The following is an 18,009-nucleotide window of genomic DNA, read 5'->3' as shown; positions in this document are numbered from 1 at the left end:
GCCGGTTTATCTCTACTGTTAGCTACCTAAAATATATCTGGTGAAACCCGCACCTTGTATTTTGAAAGAGGTAAATGCCGATTTATCGTTGCGCGGGGGCGGGTTTATGAGATGATTGGTCTTAGGCACTGATGGTTGGTAAAAGCTGCCCCTACAAGTTATCATTCTTTAGCTATGTTTTTTGTACCGCATCCCCTTGTAGCACCAACAGTTATAGCTCAAATTAGACCGACTGTGCAAAGCTTGCCCGATGGAGACTACCGCTACCGAGACTCCTTTGGGATCGATCGACCTTTTCGAGAAATTCAATTTCGCAAACAAGACAGATACATCACCGGCAGCGATTCCGACCAACGCACGGGAAAAAGTTACTGCTTCCGGGGAATCCCCCAGCAGAACAACATTATTAACCTCACGGTAGCGATCGAAATTTCCCCGAAAACAGCACAGAAAACCGAGTGGAAATTAGCACCGGGAAACCCCATTAATTTCGACAAGCTTTATCCGCTGCAAGCAGGGCCGGGATTAGAACTGTACAAGTGTTTGACAGCATTTTTACCAGAATTGAAATAGTGATTATATCAAATCCGGTAGCATCGGAATTAATATTACCCACAGCTTTCGACAGGGCAGTGCCGTTTCCCTACCGCGATTAATTGTAGGGAAACGGCACGGCGCCGTGTCCTCTATATCATTTCTGAGTGCAACCGGAAACGATATTACCCCTAGTAATAGCGGATAAAACCATTTTTTTGCCCTTAGTCCTGAGTTTTATTAAATCTGCTAGATTGCACCGGATATCTCTCGGACACGGCAGTGCCGTGTCCCTACCTTTGTGTTAATTTAACCTAAGAACCTGCATTTTCCAATTCTTCCCGCAGCATTTCCCGGTAGACTTTCGGCAAACTAGAACTCATAGAATTGTTCTCAATTCCATATCCCAAACTCGTCCAAGTTCCCGAAAGCATCCGCAATACCTCAGTTAATCTTTCCTGCCGCAGCATCTCTGAAATATCAGCTTTCCAAAACTTGCGATCGCTCAACCAAGCATAAACCACAGCATCCTGATCTTCTGGTTGAAAACTGTAGTCTTCCCAGAATAAAAAATTAGCACGACGGGCCTGATAGCGCTTAGCTTTCTCCTTCCAAGTCGTAGTCAGAAATTGATACCGGCCCGCAGCGGTAGTACACTTGCCTCGATTCGGGCCATTAACAATCTTCACGCACCAGTCAGGATGGCGGCTCAAATCTAATATGTATTTGCCACCGTAAACAACGTGATAAGGTCGAGCAACATTCGACTCGCTAGCTGAAATAGTTCGCATTAGCGCTCGAATGTAAGGATCGCCGGTTTTCATAGCCAGCGGCGGGAATTTTCTCACCTCACTCCCCGACTGCGAAAACTGCTGATTTCCCGGCAAATTGGCAACTAAAAAAACACCGCCGCCAATCACAGCGCCGATTAAAAGTATAAATCCGAGGATTTGAATTTCCGATCGCCTCAGCAAACCTCTTTTTCGACGGCCCAATTTCTCAGCTTCTAGCCAAGTCATTTCCATTTCCGAAATTTCGGCTAATTTTCGAGCCGCCCGCATCCGGCGCACCCGAAAATCGTATTGATATAGCGGCGCGGCTACCAGCGTTAGACTCGATAAAACGCCCGCCAATTTAATCAGCCAGAAATCTAATTCACCCGCTACGGCAACATTTGTCAGAGTAGATATTCCTGTTAGTAACTGAGCCGGATCGATCGATCGCGCGGGCCAATAAAAAATAGCAAGTTGCACCAGCAGCGACAGATTAAATGCAAAAAAAATCACTACAACAGCATTCAAGCCTTCTCGCAAGTGCGATCGAATACCAGTGTGCCTGCGCTTGAACTTGCGCGCAACCCGCCAGCGCCCCGGCAGCATAATTAGTAAGGGATTTAAGATTTTGACGGCGAACAAATGAAAAACAAAAAACAAAGGCAACTGAATCAGCCAAGCCGCCAGCAGTAGAGTCAGAAAGCCGATATCGTTGCTGACAAAAGGAATGCCCCTGCGAAGGACAAAACTAAAACTCTGAGCGAGAGCAAATGCCCTTAACCACGAAATCGGATAGGGGAACCAAGCTGGCCACTTGAGAGTTTTCATGCTGGGAGAGAGAAAATTTAACGGCGAATCGTAAAACTATTAAGATTTTGCCAGATTTGGCGATCGGAAAATTGTTGTAGGGTGCGTCAGCCCCAATCTTTGACTCAAATCACATCTTGCACCATTCTCGATAAGCCTTTTTTGGGCGGGCAGGATGCCCACCCCACAAGAAAATGCACTTTTGTGGAACAGGCATCTTGCCTGTTCTTGACAATTGTGCAACATCTGCGATCCAAATCAAATGGTTTTTTGTCTGACCGAAAGCATCCAGGATACAAGCCCCCGGATTCATCCGTCCAGAAATAAAAAACCTGTATCCGATGAAACTTGCCCCCCGAATTTATCGGTGGGGTCAATGCTTCAATTCTTTAATCTAAAATCTAAAATCTAAAATCGATTGACGCACCGAACCCAAGCGAGGCTAATTCAATCAAATCACACTGGCAAACAACTCCTCAAAACTCTTTTGCGGAGCCTCCGGCTTCGCGACAATTTCGACAACCTTGTTGCGAGAATTCGGCAGAAACAGCGCTTCCACGCACACTTGGGCTACCTTGGTGCGCGAAATGCTGCTCTCAAACATTGTGTCCGCACTCCTCATGACGATCGCATCTGAATTATCATCATTTTTGAGACCGCCCGGACGAACGATCGTATAAATCAAGCCGCTTTTTTGCAAATATTCCTCAGCTTGTTTCTTCCAAACCAAAATCAGCCAGAACAAATTCAGCGGGTGAAAAAACTGAGAGACGCACAGAGAAGTCACCAGCACAAAATGCTCAATGCCCTTAGCCTTAGCTGCATCCACCAAATTTTTAGTACCTTCAAAATCCACCTTGTAAGGCGCTGTCGGGTCAAAACCAGGGGCCGCCCCTGTCGCGCACAGCAATACCGTACTATCGCCGATGGCATTGCCCAGGGAAGTCGCATTTAATACATCCCCGGTCACTAACTCAGCCTCCGGTGGTAAAATTTGTCTAGCTGTGTCTAAATTTCGGACTAAGGCGCGCACCGGAATGCCTCGCTTGACTAATTCTGCGACGATTCGGCGGCCAGTCTGACCTGTGGCTCCTGCTACAAATGCTTTCATAAGTCGAGTTATGCTGAACTAAGGGTAAGTTTTGTTACTATCGATTTCTCAATTGTAGGGAGAAAACTTCCTGAACACATCCCCAACCCGATCGGTGCGTATTACAGGAGAGTATAGGATGAAGCAGGATTCCGCTGAATATCAAACTTTTGAAGCTTCTGACCAAAATTACTACCCAGATGTGAGTTTCCGACAGCCCGAAAGTGCAAGTGCCGATGCAGTAGAGGAAGTTGAGCCGATTTGGTTTCACGCATATTTTGAAGACAGCATGGAGATGTACGCGGATGCTGAGACGGTGGCGAAGCATTTGAACAACCACAAGAGTTGGTTTTGCCAGTGCGCTTGGCCGATGAAGGCCGAGCCGATCGGAGAAAACGGCTATGATTTATTAATCGGGCGTTTTGGGGCTTTCGGCTACCGTGTTGAAGCCAGAATTGGTTTAGAGTTGCTGCCGCCGGATGCTGAAGGCTGCTATTTGATTAAGACTATTCCGGTTCCGGATTATACCTCACCTGGGTATGAAGTGGATTTTCGATCGGCGATGAAGCTACTGGAAATACCGTCTCAAGAGTTTGCCACCGATTGGCCTGCGTCGGAACGTGCTAAGCTGCCGCCTGCGATTACCAGTGCTACGTGGAAGCTAGATTTGGCTGTGGGGGTTTGTTTTCCTAAGTTTATTCGATCGATGTCTCAACCTTTGATAGAAAAAACCGGCGATGCGCTTTTGGAAAAAATTATCAAACAAGTTAACCGGCGCTTGACTTATAAAACTCAGCTTGTTTTTCACCAAAGTTTGGGAATTCCTTTTCCGAAAAATCCTAAGAAGCATTAAGTGCGATCGCACTTAGGAATGAGAATTAAATAACTTACAATGCGTGATGTTCTTGTGGGATGGGCGTTCCGCCCGCCCTTTCTGGACGGGCGGGACGCCCACCCCACTTTCAAGAGTGTAAATTATTTAATTCGCGATCCTTAATCACCTTTGTAGGGCGCTGATGGCGCACCTTACCATTAAGTGCGATCGCAATAACTCATATCATTTTTTATTTGAGACTTCGGCGTTAGCGCTCTGTCGAACGATTTTAGATTAAACAATTGGGAATAACTGCTTTTGTATGGGTTGGGATCGCGGGTATACAGTTGCTTTTTTGAAACTGATATCATTTGAAACTGATATCACTTCCTTCGCGTGCTAAGGGCGTACCTTACCCCTATTTTATTGCACGGAACACTTGCTTTACCTGCTAATTCCAGTAACCCAATTATTGCTAATAAAATTCAAGGTAAGGTCGTGATTGTCTTTTGAAATATCCTCTTGTATTATCACCATAATTAGTTTTTATTAGGGGTCAAATTGGCACGGGTTGGACACAATAGTTTCAAGTCAGAGGTCATCAACTTTGAGAGCATTGTTATTAAAAAATTCTCTTTCTGTCGTAATGCTTTCCCTCCTTATTCCCTGATGATTAAGCAGTGTAGCCCATGCAGTTCAAAGCTGGCTCCGATCGCCCTCCGAAACCATCAAGTGTCTCAGATCACAAAACCGATCGATCGCCCTCACTGCCAAAAAACCTAAAATTATGTCAAATTAAGTAAAGGGGGATCGATCGCTTTTGCCATATCCGTAGAAAGTTATGACAACAAAACTAAGAGCTACAGACACAAAAAAAATGGAGATAGACTGGCAGCAGTTGAGGGCAAACCAAGAACTAATTCTCAATCAAGTAGACAATGCGATCGCTATGTTCGACTCGTCTGACTGCTTAGTTTTGTTTAACAAAAAATTGGCCGGAATCTGGGGACTGTCACCAGAATGGCTGGCAACAAAGCCCAAGTGCCACTTGCTGTTTGCAGAAATTGTCGATCGGGGTTACTTGTCTGTTGAGCAGTGGCAAGACTTTCAGCAAGCACTCGAAAAATCTCAGGATGGAAGTTTATCATATTATTTCGAGCAATCTAATGCGGTTTGTTTGGAGGTGTGCGCCACGATTACCAACAGCGGCGGACGGCTGTTTACCTTTAGAGATGTTACGGTATACCAAAACTCCCAAGCTAGCTTGAACGCAGAAGTCAGGCGGCTGAGCTTTCTTTTAGGTTTAACCGAACGCCTGCAAAACTCTCACAGTTTGCAAGAAATAGGTCAGTTTGCCCTCACCTATCTGGTAGGGGCAATGAATGCAGCTTTCGGAGATGTCAAGGTGATTAACGGCCAGGGAAACGACCGGCAAGCGTCGGGGATTTGCAACCAAGTTTCTGGTCAATTTTTGGCTACTTACGGGGAACCCGTAGTCGCAGGAATGCAAGAATTGCTCGACCAAGGCATTCCCTACGGCATAGGTTTGCTGTGGGAAGTGGTGAAAACTCGTAAACCTTTGTTCGTAGAGGATTATGCCCAACATCCCAATGCCGTGCCGGAATTTCGGCATCCGGGAATCGGACAACTGGGCATTTTTCCGATCGCAGCCACCGACGGTACAATTATTGGCGTACTGACGCTGGAGTCCCGCAACGTCAAAAAACTGCAAACCGCCCTCAACCAAGAAGTGCTGGAGGCTGCTTGCCGAACTCTGGGGGCGGCGATCGAGCGGGCTCAGACACAAGAAAACCTGCGCCAAGTTAACGAACAATTAGAGTATTCTTCTCAGTTGAAATCCGAGTTTTTAGCGTCAATGTCCCACGAATTGCGGACGCCTCTTAACAGCATTCTCGGCTTTTCTGACTTGCTGCTGCGGCAAACAGCCGGACAGTTGAGCGATCGACAAATCAACTATTTAGACCTGATCGAAAAAAGCGGCCAGCACTTGTTGCAGTTAATTAACGATATTCTCGATCTTTCTAAAATTGAAGCGGGGAAAGTAGAACTCAATTTACAACCGGTTCGCGTTCACGAACTCGCGACAGACTGTATAAAAATGATGCAGCCGCGGGCAGACAAAAAGCGCATCGGTTTGTCTTTAGAACTCGACTACCGCATTACTAAAGTTTGGATCGACGAACGGCGAGTGCGACAAATTGTGATTAATTTACTTTCCAATGCCATCAAATTTACCCCAGAACAAGGACAAGTTAAACTCAGCGGGCGTCTGGTCTACGGCAGTGAAATAAAGGGCGACTACCGGCCGGATTGTTCTCCTGTAAATGCCAGCACTCCTTATTTTTGTTTTGAGGTGAAAGACTCCGGCATCGGCATTCCTCAAGACCGCTGGCACTTGCTATTTCGACCTTTTCAACAGGTCGATTCTTCCCTGACTAGACGGCACGAAGGTACAGGTTTGGGTTTGGCTTTGACTAAACGTCTGGCAGAATTGCACGGGGGAACTGTTTCTTTTCAATCGGTTTGCGATCGGGGAAGTCTTTTCCGCGTTTGGCTGCCGTTGACGGAGATGCGTCAACAGTTGGGAAACTTTGCTTCTTGCGCTTTGGATACCAAGTTAGTTCCTGCTTCTGCGATTGCTTTACCAATTGGCAGCAAGCGGATTTTGGTTGTCGAAGACCAGCCTTTTAACCAAATGTTAATTTCTGAGGTGATGGAATTGGAGGGGTACGGGGTAGAGATACTCGCGGATGGGAAGGCGATGGTCGATCGTATTCTCGCTGCCTCTGCGGCCCCGGAGTTGCTGCCGGATTTGATTTTGATGGACATTCAGTTGCCGGATGTTGACGGCTTTGAGTTGATGCGTCGAGTTAAAGCAGATCCTGTCTGGGAGTCGGTACCGATGATTGCTGTGACGGCGATGGCGATGCCCGGCGATCGCGATCGATGTTTGGAAGCTGGCGCTTCTGGTTATTTAAGCAAGCCACTGGATCTGAATTTGACGATCGCTACTGTCCGTTCTTTTCTCACTTAAACAGCATTTACCAAACAAAATGATTCAATCCATACCGCAAATTGTCATCAGATTAGTTTGGCGAGGGTGGGGTGGGGGCGATCGTTTTCAAGTAAACTAAGCCATCATGCGTTTATAATCGAGTAGTGGAAGTTCAACTAAGACAAATTCAGAACTATCTAACAGTAGACGGAAGAAGCCCTTTTGCAGAATGGCTAGATGCTTTGCGAGATCGGCGAGCTATAGATAAAATTGAAAAGAGGCCCAGGCGCGTCGAGTCAGGCAATTTGGGTGACTCTCGCTTTGTTGGAGAAGGAGTCTGCGAGCTGAGAATTAACTATGGGCCAGGATATCGCGTTTATTTTGGACAAATCGGGTCAACAATAGTTCTCCTTCTCTGTGGTGGAGATAAAAGTACCCAAGAACAAGACATTGAAAAAGCTAAAGAATATTGGAGAGATTATGGAAGTCAAAGCACCGAGGAGTAGCAGTTACCGAGAATATCTGATGTCATCTCTAAAAGAACCCGAAAGAGCTGCTGGCTACATTGAAACTTTTTTGGAATTAGAAGAAGGTGACGAACCAGAATATTTATCATCTGTGTTGAAAGATGTAATTGAGGCGATCGCGCAAATAAATCCTGTTTTGGAAGAAGTAAAGTCGCGCTACGAAAAACTAGATCGAATGCTTTCAGAAACTAAGGGTGCTGAAATTTATGCTTTGGTTGAGTTGCTGGATGCACTGGGGTATCGGATTGCGATCGCTCCCAAGTAGATTAGTTTGATGATTGTATGGTGAGTTTCGATCTAAATATTTACAGCAGCTTGCTCTCTCAATATCAGCCTCGAATTATCAAAACAGAAGAGGAAAACGAGATATTTTTGGAAATTGTTGAAGAATTACTCTCACGTCCAAATCTGACTCCCGAAGAAAATGCGCTATTAGAATTGCTGGTAAAACTGATTGAGGATTTTGAAGAGCGGCACTATCAACTTAATACATCAACGCCCAAGTCAAGGTTGCTGCATTTGATGGATGCTCGGAGTCTAGGAGCAGAGGATTTAGTAGAAATTATGGGTTCGAGTGAGGCGGTAGTTGAGGTAATTAACGATCGGCTAGAAATCAGCAAGAAACAAGCTGAGGCTTTGGGGAGGTTTTTTCACGTCGATCCGGGGTTGTTTCTGTTCAATTAAGCGATCGCACTCTGTAATGTCTCGGAGGGCGATCGCTTCCAAGTAGATTGATTTAGTGAAGGTGGGGGCGATCGCACCTGGGCCGCTGCTTGGATAGTTGCAAAGCGATCGCACTCACTCCTCAAAAGAATTATCTCCAAGCAATTCCAACAACTCATCCCAAGAACAGCCAAACGTTTCCTTAATGCGGCTAACTGCGTCTATTTCTATCTTCGCCATTGGCTGCATTGCATAACGGCGAACGGTAGTGTATGTGACACCAGAACGTCTGCTTAGTTCGTTAAGGCTCCAGTTCCGCTCTTCGCAAAGCTCTTTGACTCTAACTTTTACTCGATACATACCCATTAGCTTATGAGTATTTCAGTGTCAGAACTAGAACTTTCACACCTATGTAGTTAAGTACATATGTTGACGCATATGCGCTAGCGCTATAAAATGAATAATCAAGTCAAAAGCCAGCGCCTCTACCTACCAAGTGTCCGCGCTGACTCTGGCTCCCTTTTGAAATGGAGACAAAACCATTATGACTTACAAAGAGTGCCTCAAGCCTTGGGCGGTTGCCCGTTTGCTTCCCAATTTGCAATGGGCGATTGTCGGGCGATACCGCAATCGATCGGACGCTGACGGACATCTTCAGTTGTGTCGCCAGCGAGTCCCCGATATCCGATTGAAAGTTGTGTTTGCTTTGCCCGATCGCACTGATTTGACACCTCATGACCGATAACGGATCGTAGGAATCGGTTTTTTAGCTAGCCAGACGGCAAACCCCACACTATACCGATCGAAGGTTAGTGTGGGATGAGAGGCGCGTGATACGAAAATTCCACCTTTTTATGACCTCGCAAGCACAGCTTGGAGCAATGAAAAAGGTGGATGACGACATCAAAGCACAACAAGTATCTTTATTTGATAGGTCAATTTTGTTGTTCGATATAATTATTTAATTGCTTGACATGGTGCAGTATTTTTTGGTATTTTTATACTAAATAAATGCGTAAAGATCGTAGCGCAATGAAGACAACATACCAGTATCAGTTCTATCCCGACACCAGTCAAAAGTTAACACTCAACCAATGGCTGAGAATTTGCCGTTATTGGTACAACAGGCAGCTAGGTGATCGATTCGATTGGTGGGAAATGAACCGCAGTGCTGTGAATGCTTGTCCATTGATTGCTAGTATCTCTGCGCCCAGGGAAAAGCCCAACTACTACTCGCAAAAACAACAATTGCCCGTCATCAAGAAAGACTTGGTAAAAGTCTTCCATAGTGGCGAGATATTGGATTTTAAGCAGGTAGACTCAACTATCCTGCAAGATGTTTCTAAGCGAGTAGATCAAGCCTTTGAACGGTTTATCGTAGGATACAGCAAGGGCGGGCGATCGGGTAAACCCCGATTTAAGACTGAAGCGGATTATCGGACGATGACCTTTTCTACGGCTAACAATAATTGGATTAAATTGGTTCGTAAGAATTGGTTTTACATCCGATTGCCGAAATTAGGGGTCATAAAAGTTCGGAAGCACCGCTCAATTCCTGACGGATTTACCATCAAGCAAGTTAGTGTAACCAGAAAGGCTGATGGTTGGTTCATTCAATTAATGCTCGAAGACTCTTCTGTTCCTGAATTCACGCCTGACAAGATTGTCCCAAATTGGGACAACTCAATTGGGTTGGATGCGGTACTCCACGAAGATGTCTATTTGGCAACGTCCGAAGGCGAGAAGCTACCCTCGTTAAAACCGCTTCGCAAAAATCAAGCTAAGTTAGACCGTATTTCAAGGAAACGAAATAAACGGAAGCGTGGTTCTAAAGCCCGACGTAAATTAGCCAAAAAGAAAGCTAAACAACACCAGAAGATAGCTCGTTCTCGCCAAGATTTCCATTATAAAACTGCTCACAAGCTTGTGAGGTCGGGAGCTAAATTCTTTTTCCATGAAGACTTGAACCTAAAAGGCTTAACGAAGCGGAACAAAGTTAAGCAAGATGATGAGGGTACTTACCTGCCGAACGGTCAATCAGCTAAATCAGGACTAAACAAGTCTTGGTTGGATGCTGCATTTGGTCAATTCTTTAAGACGCTGGAATACATAGCAGAAAAAGCTGGATCAGTCGTCATTCCGCAAAAACCTGCTTATACCTCAATGGTTCTGGGGTATCGGAATGAAATTATTTTCACCCATTGCGGTATCCGAAACTATTGGGATGAGCAACATTCTTTGATGGTCGATCGCGATGTGAATGCAGCGATTAATTTAAAGAAACTGGGGTTGGACATTTTCCCCAGTATAAAACGCCGTCGCGGGAATCTTTCTGTAGTAGGAACTATAGATGATAGTACCGCGAAGGAAATTTTGCACACCCTTCATCGGGCTGCAAAGACGCCTACGCCATACTGTACTGAGTTGGCGTAGGAGTATGTCACGGAAAAAGAAAACAGCCCCACGTGAGGCTGTCTTCGATCGCACTATTGTATTTGCCACTGCTGGGCCTCCTACTTTTCCAACTGCCACTAATGCTGGGTTTACTGCCACAGAGGTGTAATTTATTACATTTCATGATGCGAAACGCTAAACTCAATAGTAGAGAAATTTTAGATTGAATGTAAAATCAACTTATCTTAACCTAACTCAACTATTTCGGCGATCCATCGGGGACATCTCTTTTCAGAAACGAGGGGAAAGACTAAAGAATACAGCACAATCAGTTCTGGACGCTATTAGACTAAGGAAACCGGGTTTTTTACCCCGATTAAAAGTCTGCATTCAGTATTTTCGGAAAAAATCCGATTTCTCGGCGATCGTGCGTCAATCCTAGCTAAATACCTAAATCCTTTGTCCTTGCCGATCGGTGACCAAACTTTACCTATCATATTCCATGTCAAACAAGTCGCCCTGCATCATGTTGGTTGATGACGAGCCAGCTAATCTGACTTTACTGGAAGAGTTATTGCACATGAAAGGATACGCCACAGTATCGGCGCAATCTGGCCAGGAAGCCCTCTCCCTCGCGCGCGCATCTCGACCCGATTTAATTTTACTAGATATTATGATGCCCGAGATGGACGGTTTTGATGTGTGCGATCGCCTGCGGAAGGATACGGCATTGCAAACTGTACCGGTGATTTTTTTGACTGCCCTCGACGACGATACCTCTCGCCTCCGAGGGTTAGAAATGATGGCAGACGATTATTTGACAAAGCCTTTTAACAGTCGTTTGTTGCTGGCAAAAGTGGAAAATATTTTGCAGTTGAGTCAAATGCGATCGCAAGCTGTATCTTCCCAATTCAACCAGCAGGTAAAAGAGCAAAGCAAGCGCCAAATCGCCGCAGCTTGGGAAGCCAACGAATATCTTTCCGAAAAATTTCAGCTATTTGTGCCGGAGCAGCTTCTCGGACGAATTGCGCCGCAAGGAATAGAATCTATTCAGTTGGGCAATGTCACAGAAGAAGAGCTGACTATTTTATTTTGTGACATTCGCGGGTTTACTGCGATCGCAGAATCTCAAGAAGCTCGCGAGACTTTTGAATGGTTGAACGCTTTTTTTACTCAAATGAACGATTGCATAACGTCCCACGGCGGGTTTATTGACAAATACCTAGGTGATGCAATCATGGCAGTATTTGACAAGCCGAACTCTCACGCTATGAATGCGATCGAAGCGGCAGTAGCAATGCAAGAAAGATTGCAGGAATTTAATGCCAGCCGCCACAAATACAATTTAGAATCTCCAGTCAATATCGGTACCGGAATTCATACAGGTATGGGCATGATCGGCACCTTGGGCTCCGATCGCCGCATGGACTCTACAGTCATCGGCGATGTAGTAAATACAGCTTCTCGGTTAGAAAATTTAACTAAAATATACGGCTGCCAAATTATTGTTAGCGAAAATGCGATCGTTCATGCGAGAGAATTTCTAAATGGCATAAGTTCCAACTCAAACTCAAAAGAAAGTCTATTATTAAAGTGCGACTTAGAAGTGGAAACACAGGAGAGTATTATTTCTAGTTGTGGGGCGACTGCTACAGACAGCGATTTGCCCGGAAACAATTATTACTATCGCTGGATCGATCGAGTAACCCCGCGCGGCAAGCAGCAAGCTATAGAAATCTACGAAATCTGGATTGCATCCAGTCCAGACTCGGAGGCAAAGCGGCTTACCCAAGTTTTATTTGACAAAGGAATTCAAGGATGGCAATCCGAAAAATTTGTCGCCGCCTTGGGATATTTTCAACAACTAATCGAACAAAACCCTGCTGATACAGTCGTCAGTTTTTATATAAATCGCTGCCAGGAAAAACTAGGTTTGATACCTGCAACTAGCAGTTCAGAAATGAGCTAAATAGAACCAGTTCGTATTGAGTAATTCAGTCCTCTTTATTAGCGCACATAAAAGCCAAAGCGAAGCTAAAATAATCCCGTTCGTAGTGAGGACTTGAGTCCTTTTTATTAGCGCACACAACTACTAAAGTCCTGCCTACAAACCTATACCAATTCTGAAAAGTACGCGATCGTCTGTAGGGACACGGCAATGCCGTGTCCGGCGCGGGGAGTAGGACACGGCATTGCCGTGTCCCTACTGTTCGCATTGAGATAATTTGTATAAGATTGAGGGTTGTAGCAAGAGTTTTTGTAATTGGTATGATGAGAAAACTCTAATTTTAGACCGTCAAACAGTCGTCAAAACTTGCTCTCTCAACTTCCCGATCAACTCATTAACCCCCCCCGCATTCAAACGGTAACTCAGAGGATGACCGATCAAATAAGCCGAACTTTCAAACAAAACATCAATTTCCACCAAACCATTTTCCCGCAAAGTTTTGCCAGTCGAAACCAAATCCACAATTGCCTCCGACATACCCGTAATCGGCCCCAACTCCACAGAACCGTAAAGCGGCACAATTTCCACCGGCAAATTCAAATTGTGAAAATATTCCCTTGCACAGTGTACGAACTTAGAAGCAACTCTACCGTGAGGAGGTAAATCCACCGTTCGCCGGTAAGAACTAGATTCCTTCACCGCCACAGACAGCCGACACTTGCCAAATTTTAAATCAATTAAATTGGCAACTTTCGGAGTTTTTTCCCGCAAAACATCATAGCCAGCAATCCCCAAATCCGCTTGACCGTATTCCACATAAACTGGCACGTCGTGAGTCCTTACTAGCAAAGCTTTTGCTGTGCCGGTCGGGTCATAAATTTGAAGTTGTCGGTTAGAGGAATCGAGAAAAGCACTGAAGTCTAATCCAACCGATTTAAACAGCCGAATGCTATCTCCTAACAGTCCGCCTTTGGGAAGTGCAACAGTAATCATGTCAATTTTTAGAGTGTAAATTGCTCAATTTGGCAAGGGGGCGATCGCGGTCTAAGCAGAAACAGCTTTTACCCTACTCAGAATAACACATAGAGTTCACAGCTAAAAATAAATTTCGGGTATTGCTCGATCCTTTGTTTGGGTATATATTATATTTAGTAAGTTTTGATTGAGTCACGTTTTTCAATGGCGGTCATTCGATTTTAGATTTTAGATTTTAGATTTTGGATTGACTTGCGCGAGATAAATTCGGGGGACGCAAGGATTTTCGATTTTGGATCGATCCCACTGATCGATCGCGTGGCGGGTACCACCTTTGAAAGTCTTGGTCAGTATGGAAAACAATCAAGAGTTTGAGAGTCAACAATTGGACAGAAAATTTCACAGTGTAAACCCGGATTCCCTCAAAAAAATTACAGTAGATGAAATCCTCTCAGGCGGTGGTGTAGAGGCAGAGGAAATGCACTATACAGTGACCGTACCTACCGCTAACGATGCCAAAATCCACAGAGACAGATCGTTAGATGCCAAATCAAGTGTGTTCGATACAGCCCCCCGATCGAAGTTTGCAGAAAAACGCGGAACGCTGGGAGGCTGTTAATGTAAAATGCTTGCAGAGGCTGGTGCAGACAACGCGGCGATCGCGCGCAAGCGTTGCCCTCGAAGAGGATCGCCATTTAGTCTCGCGCCTTTGTGTATTCAACTCTAAAACTTAAAATTGCACGAACGATCGGAAACAGCTAACAGCTACATTATGACCAAATTGACTCTGGTAATCGGCAACAAAAATTATTCCTCTTGGTCGCTGCGCGCTTGGCTGGCGATGAAACAAGCTGGACTGGAATTTGCCGAGGTGAGAATCCCCTTAGACTGGCCGACAACCCATGAGGAAATTCGGCGCTATTCTCCCTCGGGAAAAGTGCCAGTTTTAATCGACGGCGACTTGAAAGTCTGGGAATCTTTAGCAATTTGCGAATACGTGGCCGATCGCTTTGCAAATGATTTGTGGCCGGCCGATGTAGCGGAACGGGCGATCGCCCGTTCCATCAGCGCCGAAATGCACGCGGGGTTCCAAAATTTGCGCGAAAATATGCCGATGGACTGCCGCAACCGCTATCCGGGAGAAGGGATGACTGCTGGTGTCGAAGCCGATATCGATCGCATCTTTGCTATTTGGCGCGAATGCAGACAAAAATTCGGAACAGGCGGCAATATGCTATTCGGAAAATTCACAATTGTTGACGCTATGTTTGCCCCCGTTGTCATGCGTTTTGTCACCTACGGAGTCAAATTAGATTCAGTAACAAAAGCTTATGCGGATGCGATTTTGGCCTTGCCTGCCATCCAGGAATGGGTAGCAGCAGCTTGCAGCGAAACGGAAAGTATTCCACACATTAAAATCTAGGAAAAATCAGTTTACTTAACCTAAAATCTCAAATCTCAAATTTGAAATCAGGATGCGGATTCTTTTAGTTGATGATGAAGTTGAGTTAACTGACCCTTTGAGTCGAGTCTTAACGCGCGAAGGTTATATAGTTGATGTGGCATTTGACGGAGCAAGTGGCAGCAATTTAGCAATGCAGGGCAATTACGATTTGCTAATTTTGGATTGGATGCTGCCGAGACAAACCGGACTGGCAATTTGCCATAATTTGCGATCGCAAGGACGGAATACGCCAGTGCTATTTCTCACCGCCAAAGATACGGTAGACGATCGCGTACAAGGACTCGACGCCGGTGCAGACGACTATTTAGTCAAACCTTTTGAACTGCGAGAACTGCTAGCCAGAGTCCGCGCATTGCTGCGGCGGCCTCCTACTTTTGATGCCGAGGTTGCTGTCGGGCGGCTGCAAGTTGCAGATTTACAGCTAGACTACGACAATCAATTAGCTTATCGGGGCGATCGCACAATTGATTTATCAGAAAAAGAATGTCAGTTGTTAGAATACTTAATGCGCCATCCCGGTCAATTGCTAACACACGAACAAATCCACCAGTATTTGTGGAGTGAAGCAGAAAAACCCAGCAGCAATGTATTAGCAGCTCAAATTCGCCTGCTGCGGCGCAAAATAGAAGCCCCGGGCGAATCTGTACTAATTCACACAGTCTACGGCAGAGGCTATCGCTTTGGACAAGCCAGCTAATAATAATAGGAATTGCCCAAAAAATCTTTTAGGTAGCCATGCACACCTCACCTTCGGCATATATAGCGTTTCTCAGTAACATGAGGTACTATCTGGCTGACGGGCATAGGCCTCCGTGGGCATACCTCACCACCCTTGAGAACCGCTATATAACTTTATTTACTTTCGGAAAAACCAGGGCAAGCTTTGTACAAATATTATCTGTTATCGGGAAAGTTGACGCCCTAAACCAGGCCTTACGGATGAGAAACCAAAGTAATTACTGTCACCTCCGGCGGACAAAATAGCCTCCCCGGCGAATAAGTTCCCAAACCGCGATTCACGTACAGCAAATTACTCCCAACCTGATGCAAACCGCTAGCCCATTCCCAGTGAGTAACTACTCGATTGCCACCCGACACAAAAGGAATCCACTTTCGCACTGGTTGAGGAATCCAATAGCCAATTTTTCTGACCCAAGCGTACAAAGGGCCGATACCGGGAATAACGATTTGACCGCCGTGAGTGTGCCCTGACAACTGCAAATCAATCCGCCAATTTTGCAGCTTTTCAGCAGTATCAGGATTGTGAGACAATACAATCCGAGGAATCGCGGAATTTATTGATGCCATTACAGGTTCAGGCGCAAAATCTCCCGACCAAAAATCTGCCAACCCAACTAAAGCCAGTTCTGACCCCAAAGGATAGATTGCTTCGTTGTACAAAACCCGAATCCCGACGCTATTTAAAGCATTAGCAACCTCTCTTTTTGCCCCCGGCCAGTGGTGGTCGTGATTGCCCAAAACCGCGTAAATTCCCACCCGACTTTGCAAGTTTTTCAATCGCTGCACTAAGCCGTAAATAGGTGTCGGATCGTAGGTAATAAAGTCACCCGTTAAAAAAATCAGGTCGGGTTCGGCTTCATTAGCGGCAGCAATCGCCTCTTCTAGCAACCATTCCGACAGCCGCACCCCATCATAGTGAAAGTCAGTAAGCTGTACAATTTTAGTATCGGATAGATTTACTGGAAGATTGGCGATCGGTATTGTTAAATTCTCTACCCGCAATTTCCCAGTTAATAACCTGTGCATAAATCTAAGGTTTATTGACAGAGCGAAACCTCTAGCTTAGCAAATAAACAGGCAAGACTGCAAAACTAGATATTTTCCCCTCTTTCTTCTGCCATAGGACTAATGAGTGTTGGCGGCAGACTAATAACTACAGTATTGGAGGCAAAAATTGGGATTAACTCAAAAAAATTGCAACAGAAATGCCCAATCTTCATTTAGGCTTCCTCGCCAAATAGAGCTTCGGACTATAATTTTATTGAATTACTAGGGGCTTAAACGACAAAATAGATTGCTAAGCGACTGTTTTACTCAATTTAAAATATAAACTATTTATTACATCTAATATTAATTAATTAATTTAATTATTAATTAACAGTTAAAAGTTAGTAAATTAGATGACATTTTAAATACAAATAATAGATTTATTAGTAGTAAACTTTGATTTATTAATACAAGTCAGTTTTTTGAATAGTTATATTTTTTTATAATGATGATTGTTTAACTCAATTTATTCCTCGATTTAATAGAATTCAGACCGAATTTGCTCCGATGGTTTGATAACTACTAACTAACGTTGAGTGCGCTAGAGTTACGATCGCACTAGCTAGCTAAATTGTCGATCGAATGCCACCCGTATTGTTTTGGCCTGACGCGCCCAACTACTACAGCATTTTTATAATATTATGACTTGCGTAACAATCTGTTTAAAACGCGATCGCTCCTCTTCAGACTGGCATTCCCCGCCCCGCATCTATATTCTTTTGGCAATTGCTCAAAGCCCAGACTTGCGCCACATCCCCAGAGAATCCGGCTACCACGGGAAGATTGCGGCTACCAAACAGTATATAGCGGCAACTTCGACGGATGCTCTTTACTGCGTTAATATCGCATCTTGCACCAATGTCAGCAACGGCCTCGCGTGTCCGTTCCACAAGAAATAAACTCTTGTGGCGCGGGTTAGAGGCCCGCCCGGATTAAGACTGTTGCGACGGGTGCAATATCAGAGTTCATCTTCAAACCATCAATTCACGCCCGCGATCGCCCATCTCTCTCCTGTCATCAGCTTTCCTAATCACACTCATCAGTTAAACTGTCGCCAAACCCCTTTACAAACCTTAACAACACAGTTAATAATATAAACATCATCCGAACATTGACAACCAAATACAGCAATCATAAAACCATGACCACAACCTTACAGCAGCGCTCTAGCGCCAACGTCTGGGAACGCTTCTGCGAGTGGGTAACATCCACCGA

Annotated in this window: 20 protein-coding genes; 14 read left to right on the top strand and 6 right to left on the bottom strand. The window is 45.1% G+C overall.

Annotation, left to right across the window (positions count from 1 at the left end; translation table 11 throughout):
* Positions 1-135 precede the first annotated feature (135 nt).
* Positions 136-573, top strand: a complete 438-nt coding sequence (locus QUA99_RS16285) for a hypothetical protein (protein WP_333460380.1) — start codon at positions 136-138, stop codon at positions 571-573.
* Between the two features lie 275 nt (positions 574-848).
* Here the strand turns inward: QUA99_RS16285 and QUA99_RS16280 are convergent, their stop codons facing one another.
* Together QUA99_RS16280 and QUA99_RS16275 are read right to left on the bottom strand one after the other, a co-directional pair.
* Positions 849-2,135: a glycoside hydrolase family protein gene (locus tag QUA99_RS16280; protein ID WP_333238517.1), complete on the bottom strand. Its 1,287-nt coding sequence runs from the start codon at positions 2,133-2,135 to the stop codon at positions 849-851.
* Between the two features lie 430 nt (positions 2,136-2,565).
* Positions 2,566-3,225, bottom strand: a complete 660-nt coding sequence (locus tag QUA99_RS16275; protein ID WP_333238519.1) for an NAD(P)H-binding protein — start codon at positions 3,223-3,225, stop codon at positions 2,566-2,568.
* A gap of 118 nt (positions 3,226-3,343) precedes the next feature.
* On the opposite strand from QUA99_RS16275, the gene QUA99_RS16270 reads away from it, so the two are divergent.
* The 5 genes from QUA99_RS16270 (at position 3,344) to QUA99_RS16250 (ending at position 8,245) form a co-directional block, all read left to right on the top strand.
* A complete protein-coding gene (locus QUA99_RS16270) occupies positions 3,344-4,057 on the top strand; it encodes a DUF1997 domain-containing protein (RefSeq protein ID WP_333238521.1) in 714 nt (237 codons plus the stop codon).
* Between the two features lie 802 nt (positions 4,058-4,859).
* Positions 4,860-7,073 (top strand): ATP-binding protein, encoded by a 2,214-nt coding sequence (locus QUA99_RS16265; protein WP_333238522.1) that lies wholly within the window; start codon positions 4,860-4,862, stop codon positions 7,071-7,073.
* 125 nt (positions 7,074-7,198) lie between these two features.
* Positions 7,199-7,540 carry a type II toxin-antitoxin system RelE/ParE family toxin gene (locus QUA99_RS16260; RefSeq protein WP_333238524.1) on the top strand — a complete coding sequence of 114 codons (342 nt, stop codon included), beginning with the start codon at positions 7,199-7,201 and terminating at the stop codon, positions 7,538-7,540.
* Positions 7,515-7,826 (top strand): transcriptional regulator, encoded by a 312-nt coding sequence (locus tag QUA99_RS16255; protein ID WP_333411441.1) that lies wholly within the window; start codon positions 7,515-7,517, stop codon positions 7,824-7,826. Before QUA99_RS16260 ends, QUA99_RS16255 begins: the two co-directional genes overlap by 26 nt.
* A gap of 17 nt (positions 7,827-7,843) precedes the next feature.
* On the top strand, positions 7,844-8,245 hold the full coding sequence (locus tag QUA99_RS16250; RefSeq protein WP_333238528.1) for a transcriptional regulator: 402 nt from the start codon (positions 7,844-7,846) through the stop codon (positions 8,243-8,245).
* Here QUA99_RS16250 and QUA99_RS16245 read toward each other — a convergent pair.
* Together QUA99_RS16245 and QUA99_RS16240 are read right to left on the bottom strand one after the other, a co-directional pair.
* Complete coding sequence (locus tag QUA99_RS16245) at positions 8,242-8,370, bottom strand: hypothetical protein (protein WP_333238530.1); 129 nt, start codon at positions 8,368-8,370, stop codon at positions 8,242-8,244. The genes QUA99_RS16250 and QUA99_RS16245 overlap by 4 nt on opposite strands.
* Positions 8,360-8,584: a helix-turn-helix transcriptional regulator gene (locus tag QUA99_RS16240; RefSeq protein WP_333231765.1), complete on the bottom strand. Its 225-nt coding sequence runs from the start codon at positions 8,582-8,584 to the stop codon at positions 8,360-8,362. The genes QUA99_RS16245 and QUA99_RS16240 overlap by 11 nt, the downstream gene beginning before the upstream one ends.
* A gap of 184 nt (positions 8,585-8,768) precedes the next feature.
* Between QUA99_RS16240 and QUA99_RS16235 the strand changes: the two genes are divergently transcribed.
* The 4 genes from QUA99_RS16235 (at position 8,769) to QUA99_RS16220 (ending at position 12,587) form a co-directional block, all read left to right on the top strand.
* A complete protein-coding gene (locus tag QUA99_RS16235; RefSeq protein ID WP_333238532.1) occupies positions 8,769-8,969 on the top strand; it encodes a hypothetical protein in 201 nt (66 codons plus the stop codon).
* 287 nt (positions 8,970-9,256) lie between these two features.
* Complete coding sequence (locus QUA99_RS16230; protein ID WP_333238534.1) at positions 9,257-10,657, top strand: transposase; 1,401 nt, start codon at positions 9,257-9,259, stop codon at positions 10,655-10,657.
* A gap of 4 nt (positions 10,658-10,661) precedes the next feature.
* Positions 10,662-10,787, top strand: a complete 126-nt coding sequence (locus QUA99_RS16225) for a hypothetical protein (RefSeq protein ID WP_333238535.1) — start codon at positions 10,662-10,664, stop codon at positions 10,785-10,787.
* A 333-nt stretch (positions 10,788-11,120) separates the two neighbouring features.
* Positions 11,121-12,587, top strand: a complete 1,467-nt coding sequence (locus tag QUA99_RS16220) for a response regulator (protein ID WP_333238537.1) — start codon at positions 11,121-11,123, stop codon at positions 12,585-12,587.
* Positions 12,588-12,914: 327 nt separating this feature from the next.
* Here the strand turns inward: QUA99_RS16220 and hisG are convergent, their stop codons facing one another.
* On the bottom strand, positions 12,915-13,559 hold the full coding sequence (gene hisG, locus QUA99_RS16215) for an ATP phosphoribosyltransferase (protein ID WP_332956167.1): 645 nt from the start codon (positions 13,557-13,559) through the stop codon (positions 12,915-12,917).
* A gap of 334 nt (positions 13,560-13,893) precedes the next feature.
* On the opposite strand from hisG, the gene QUA99_RS16210 reads away from it, so the two are divergent.
* From QUA99_RS16210 to rppA, 3 genes are all read left to right on the top strand, one after another.
* Positions 13,894-14,160: a hypothetical protein gene (locus QUA99_RS16210; protein WP_333238539.1), complete on the top strand. Its 267-nt coding sequence runs from the start codon at positions 13,894-13,896 to the stop codon at positions 14,158-14,160.
* Positions 14,161-14,313: 153 nt separating this feature from the next.
* Entirely contained in the window at positions 14,314-14,964 is a 651-nt protein-coding gene (locus tag QUA99_RS16205) for a glutathione S-transferase family protein (RefSeq protein WP_333238541.1), read from the top strand.
* A 52-nt stretch (positions 14,965-15,016) separates the two neighbouring features.
* Positions 15,017-15,703: a two-component system response regulator RppA gene (gene rppA / locus QUA99_RS16200; protein ID WP_333238542.1), complete on the top strand. Its 687-nt coding sequence runs from the start codon at positions 15,017-15,019 to the stop codon at positions 15,701-15,703.
* Between the two features lie 236 nt (positions 15,704-15,939).
* Here rppA and QUA99_RS16195 read toward each other — a convergent pair whose 3' ends face one another.
* Positions 15,940-16,773, bottom strand: coding sequence for a metallophosphoesterase (locus tag QUA99_RS16195; protein WP_333238544.1), 834 nt, complete (start codon positions 16,771-16,773; stop codon positions 15,940-15,942).
* A 662-nt stretch (positions 16,774-17,435) separates the two neighbouring features.
* On the opposite strand from QUA99_RS16195, the gene QUA99_RS16190 reads away from it, so the two are divergent.
* A complete protein-coding gene (locus QUA99_RS16190) occupies positions 17,436-17,693 on the top strand; it encodes a hypothetical protein (protein WP_333238546.1) in 258 nt (85 codons plus the stop codon).
* Positions 17,694-18,009: the final 316 nt, after the last annotated feature.

This window comes from Microcoleus sp. F10-B2 (assembly GCF_036704965.1).
In the GTDB taxonomy this organism is placed as follows: Bacteria; Cyanobacteriota; Cyanobacteriia; order Cyanobacteriales; family Microcoleaceae; genus Microcoleus.
Note: the sequence above shows the minus strand (reverse complement) of the source record. Positions and strands in the feature narration are given on the sequence as shown.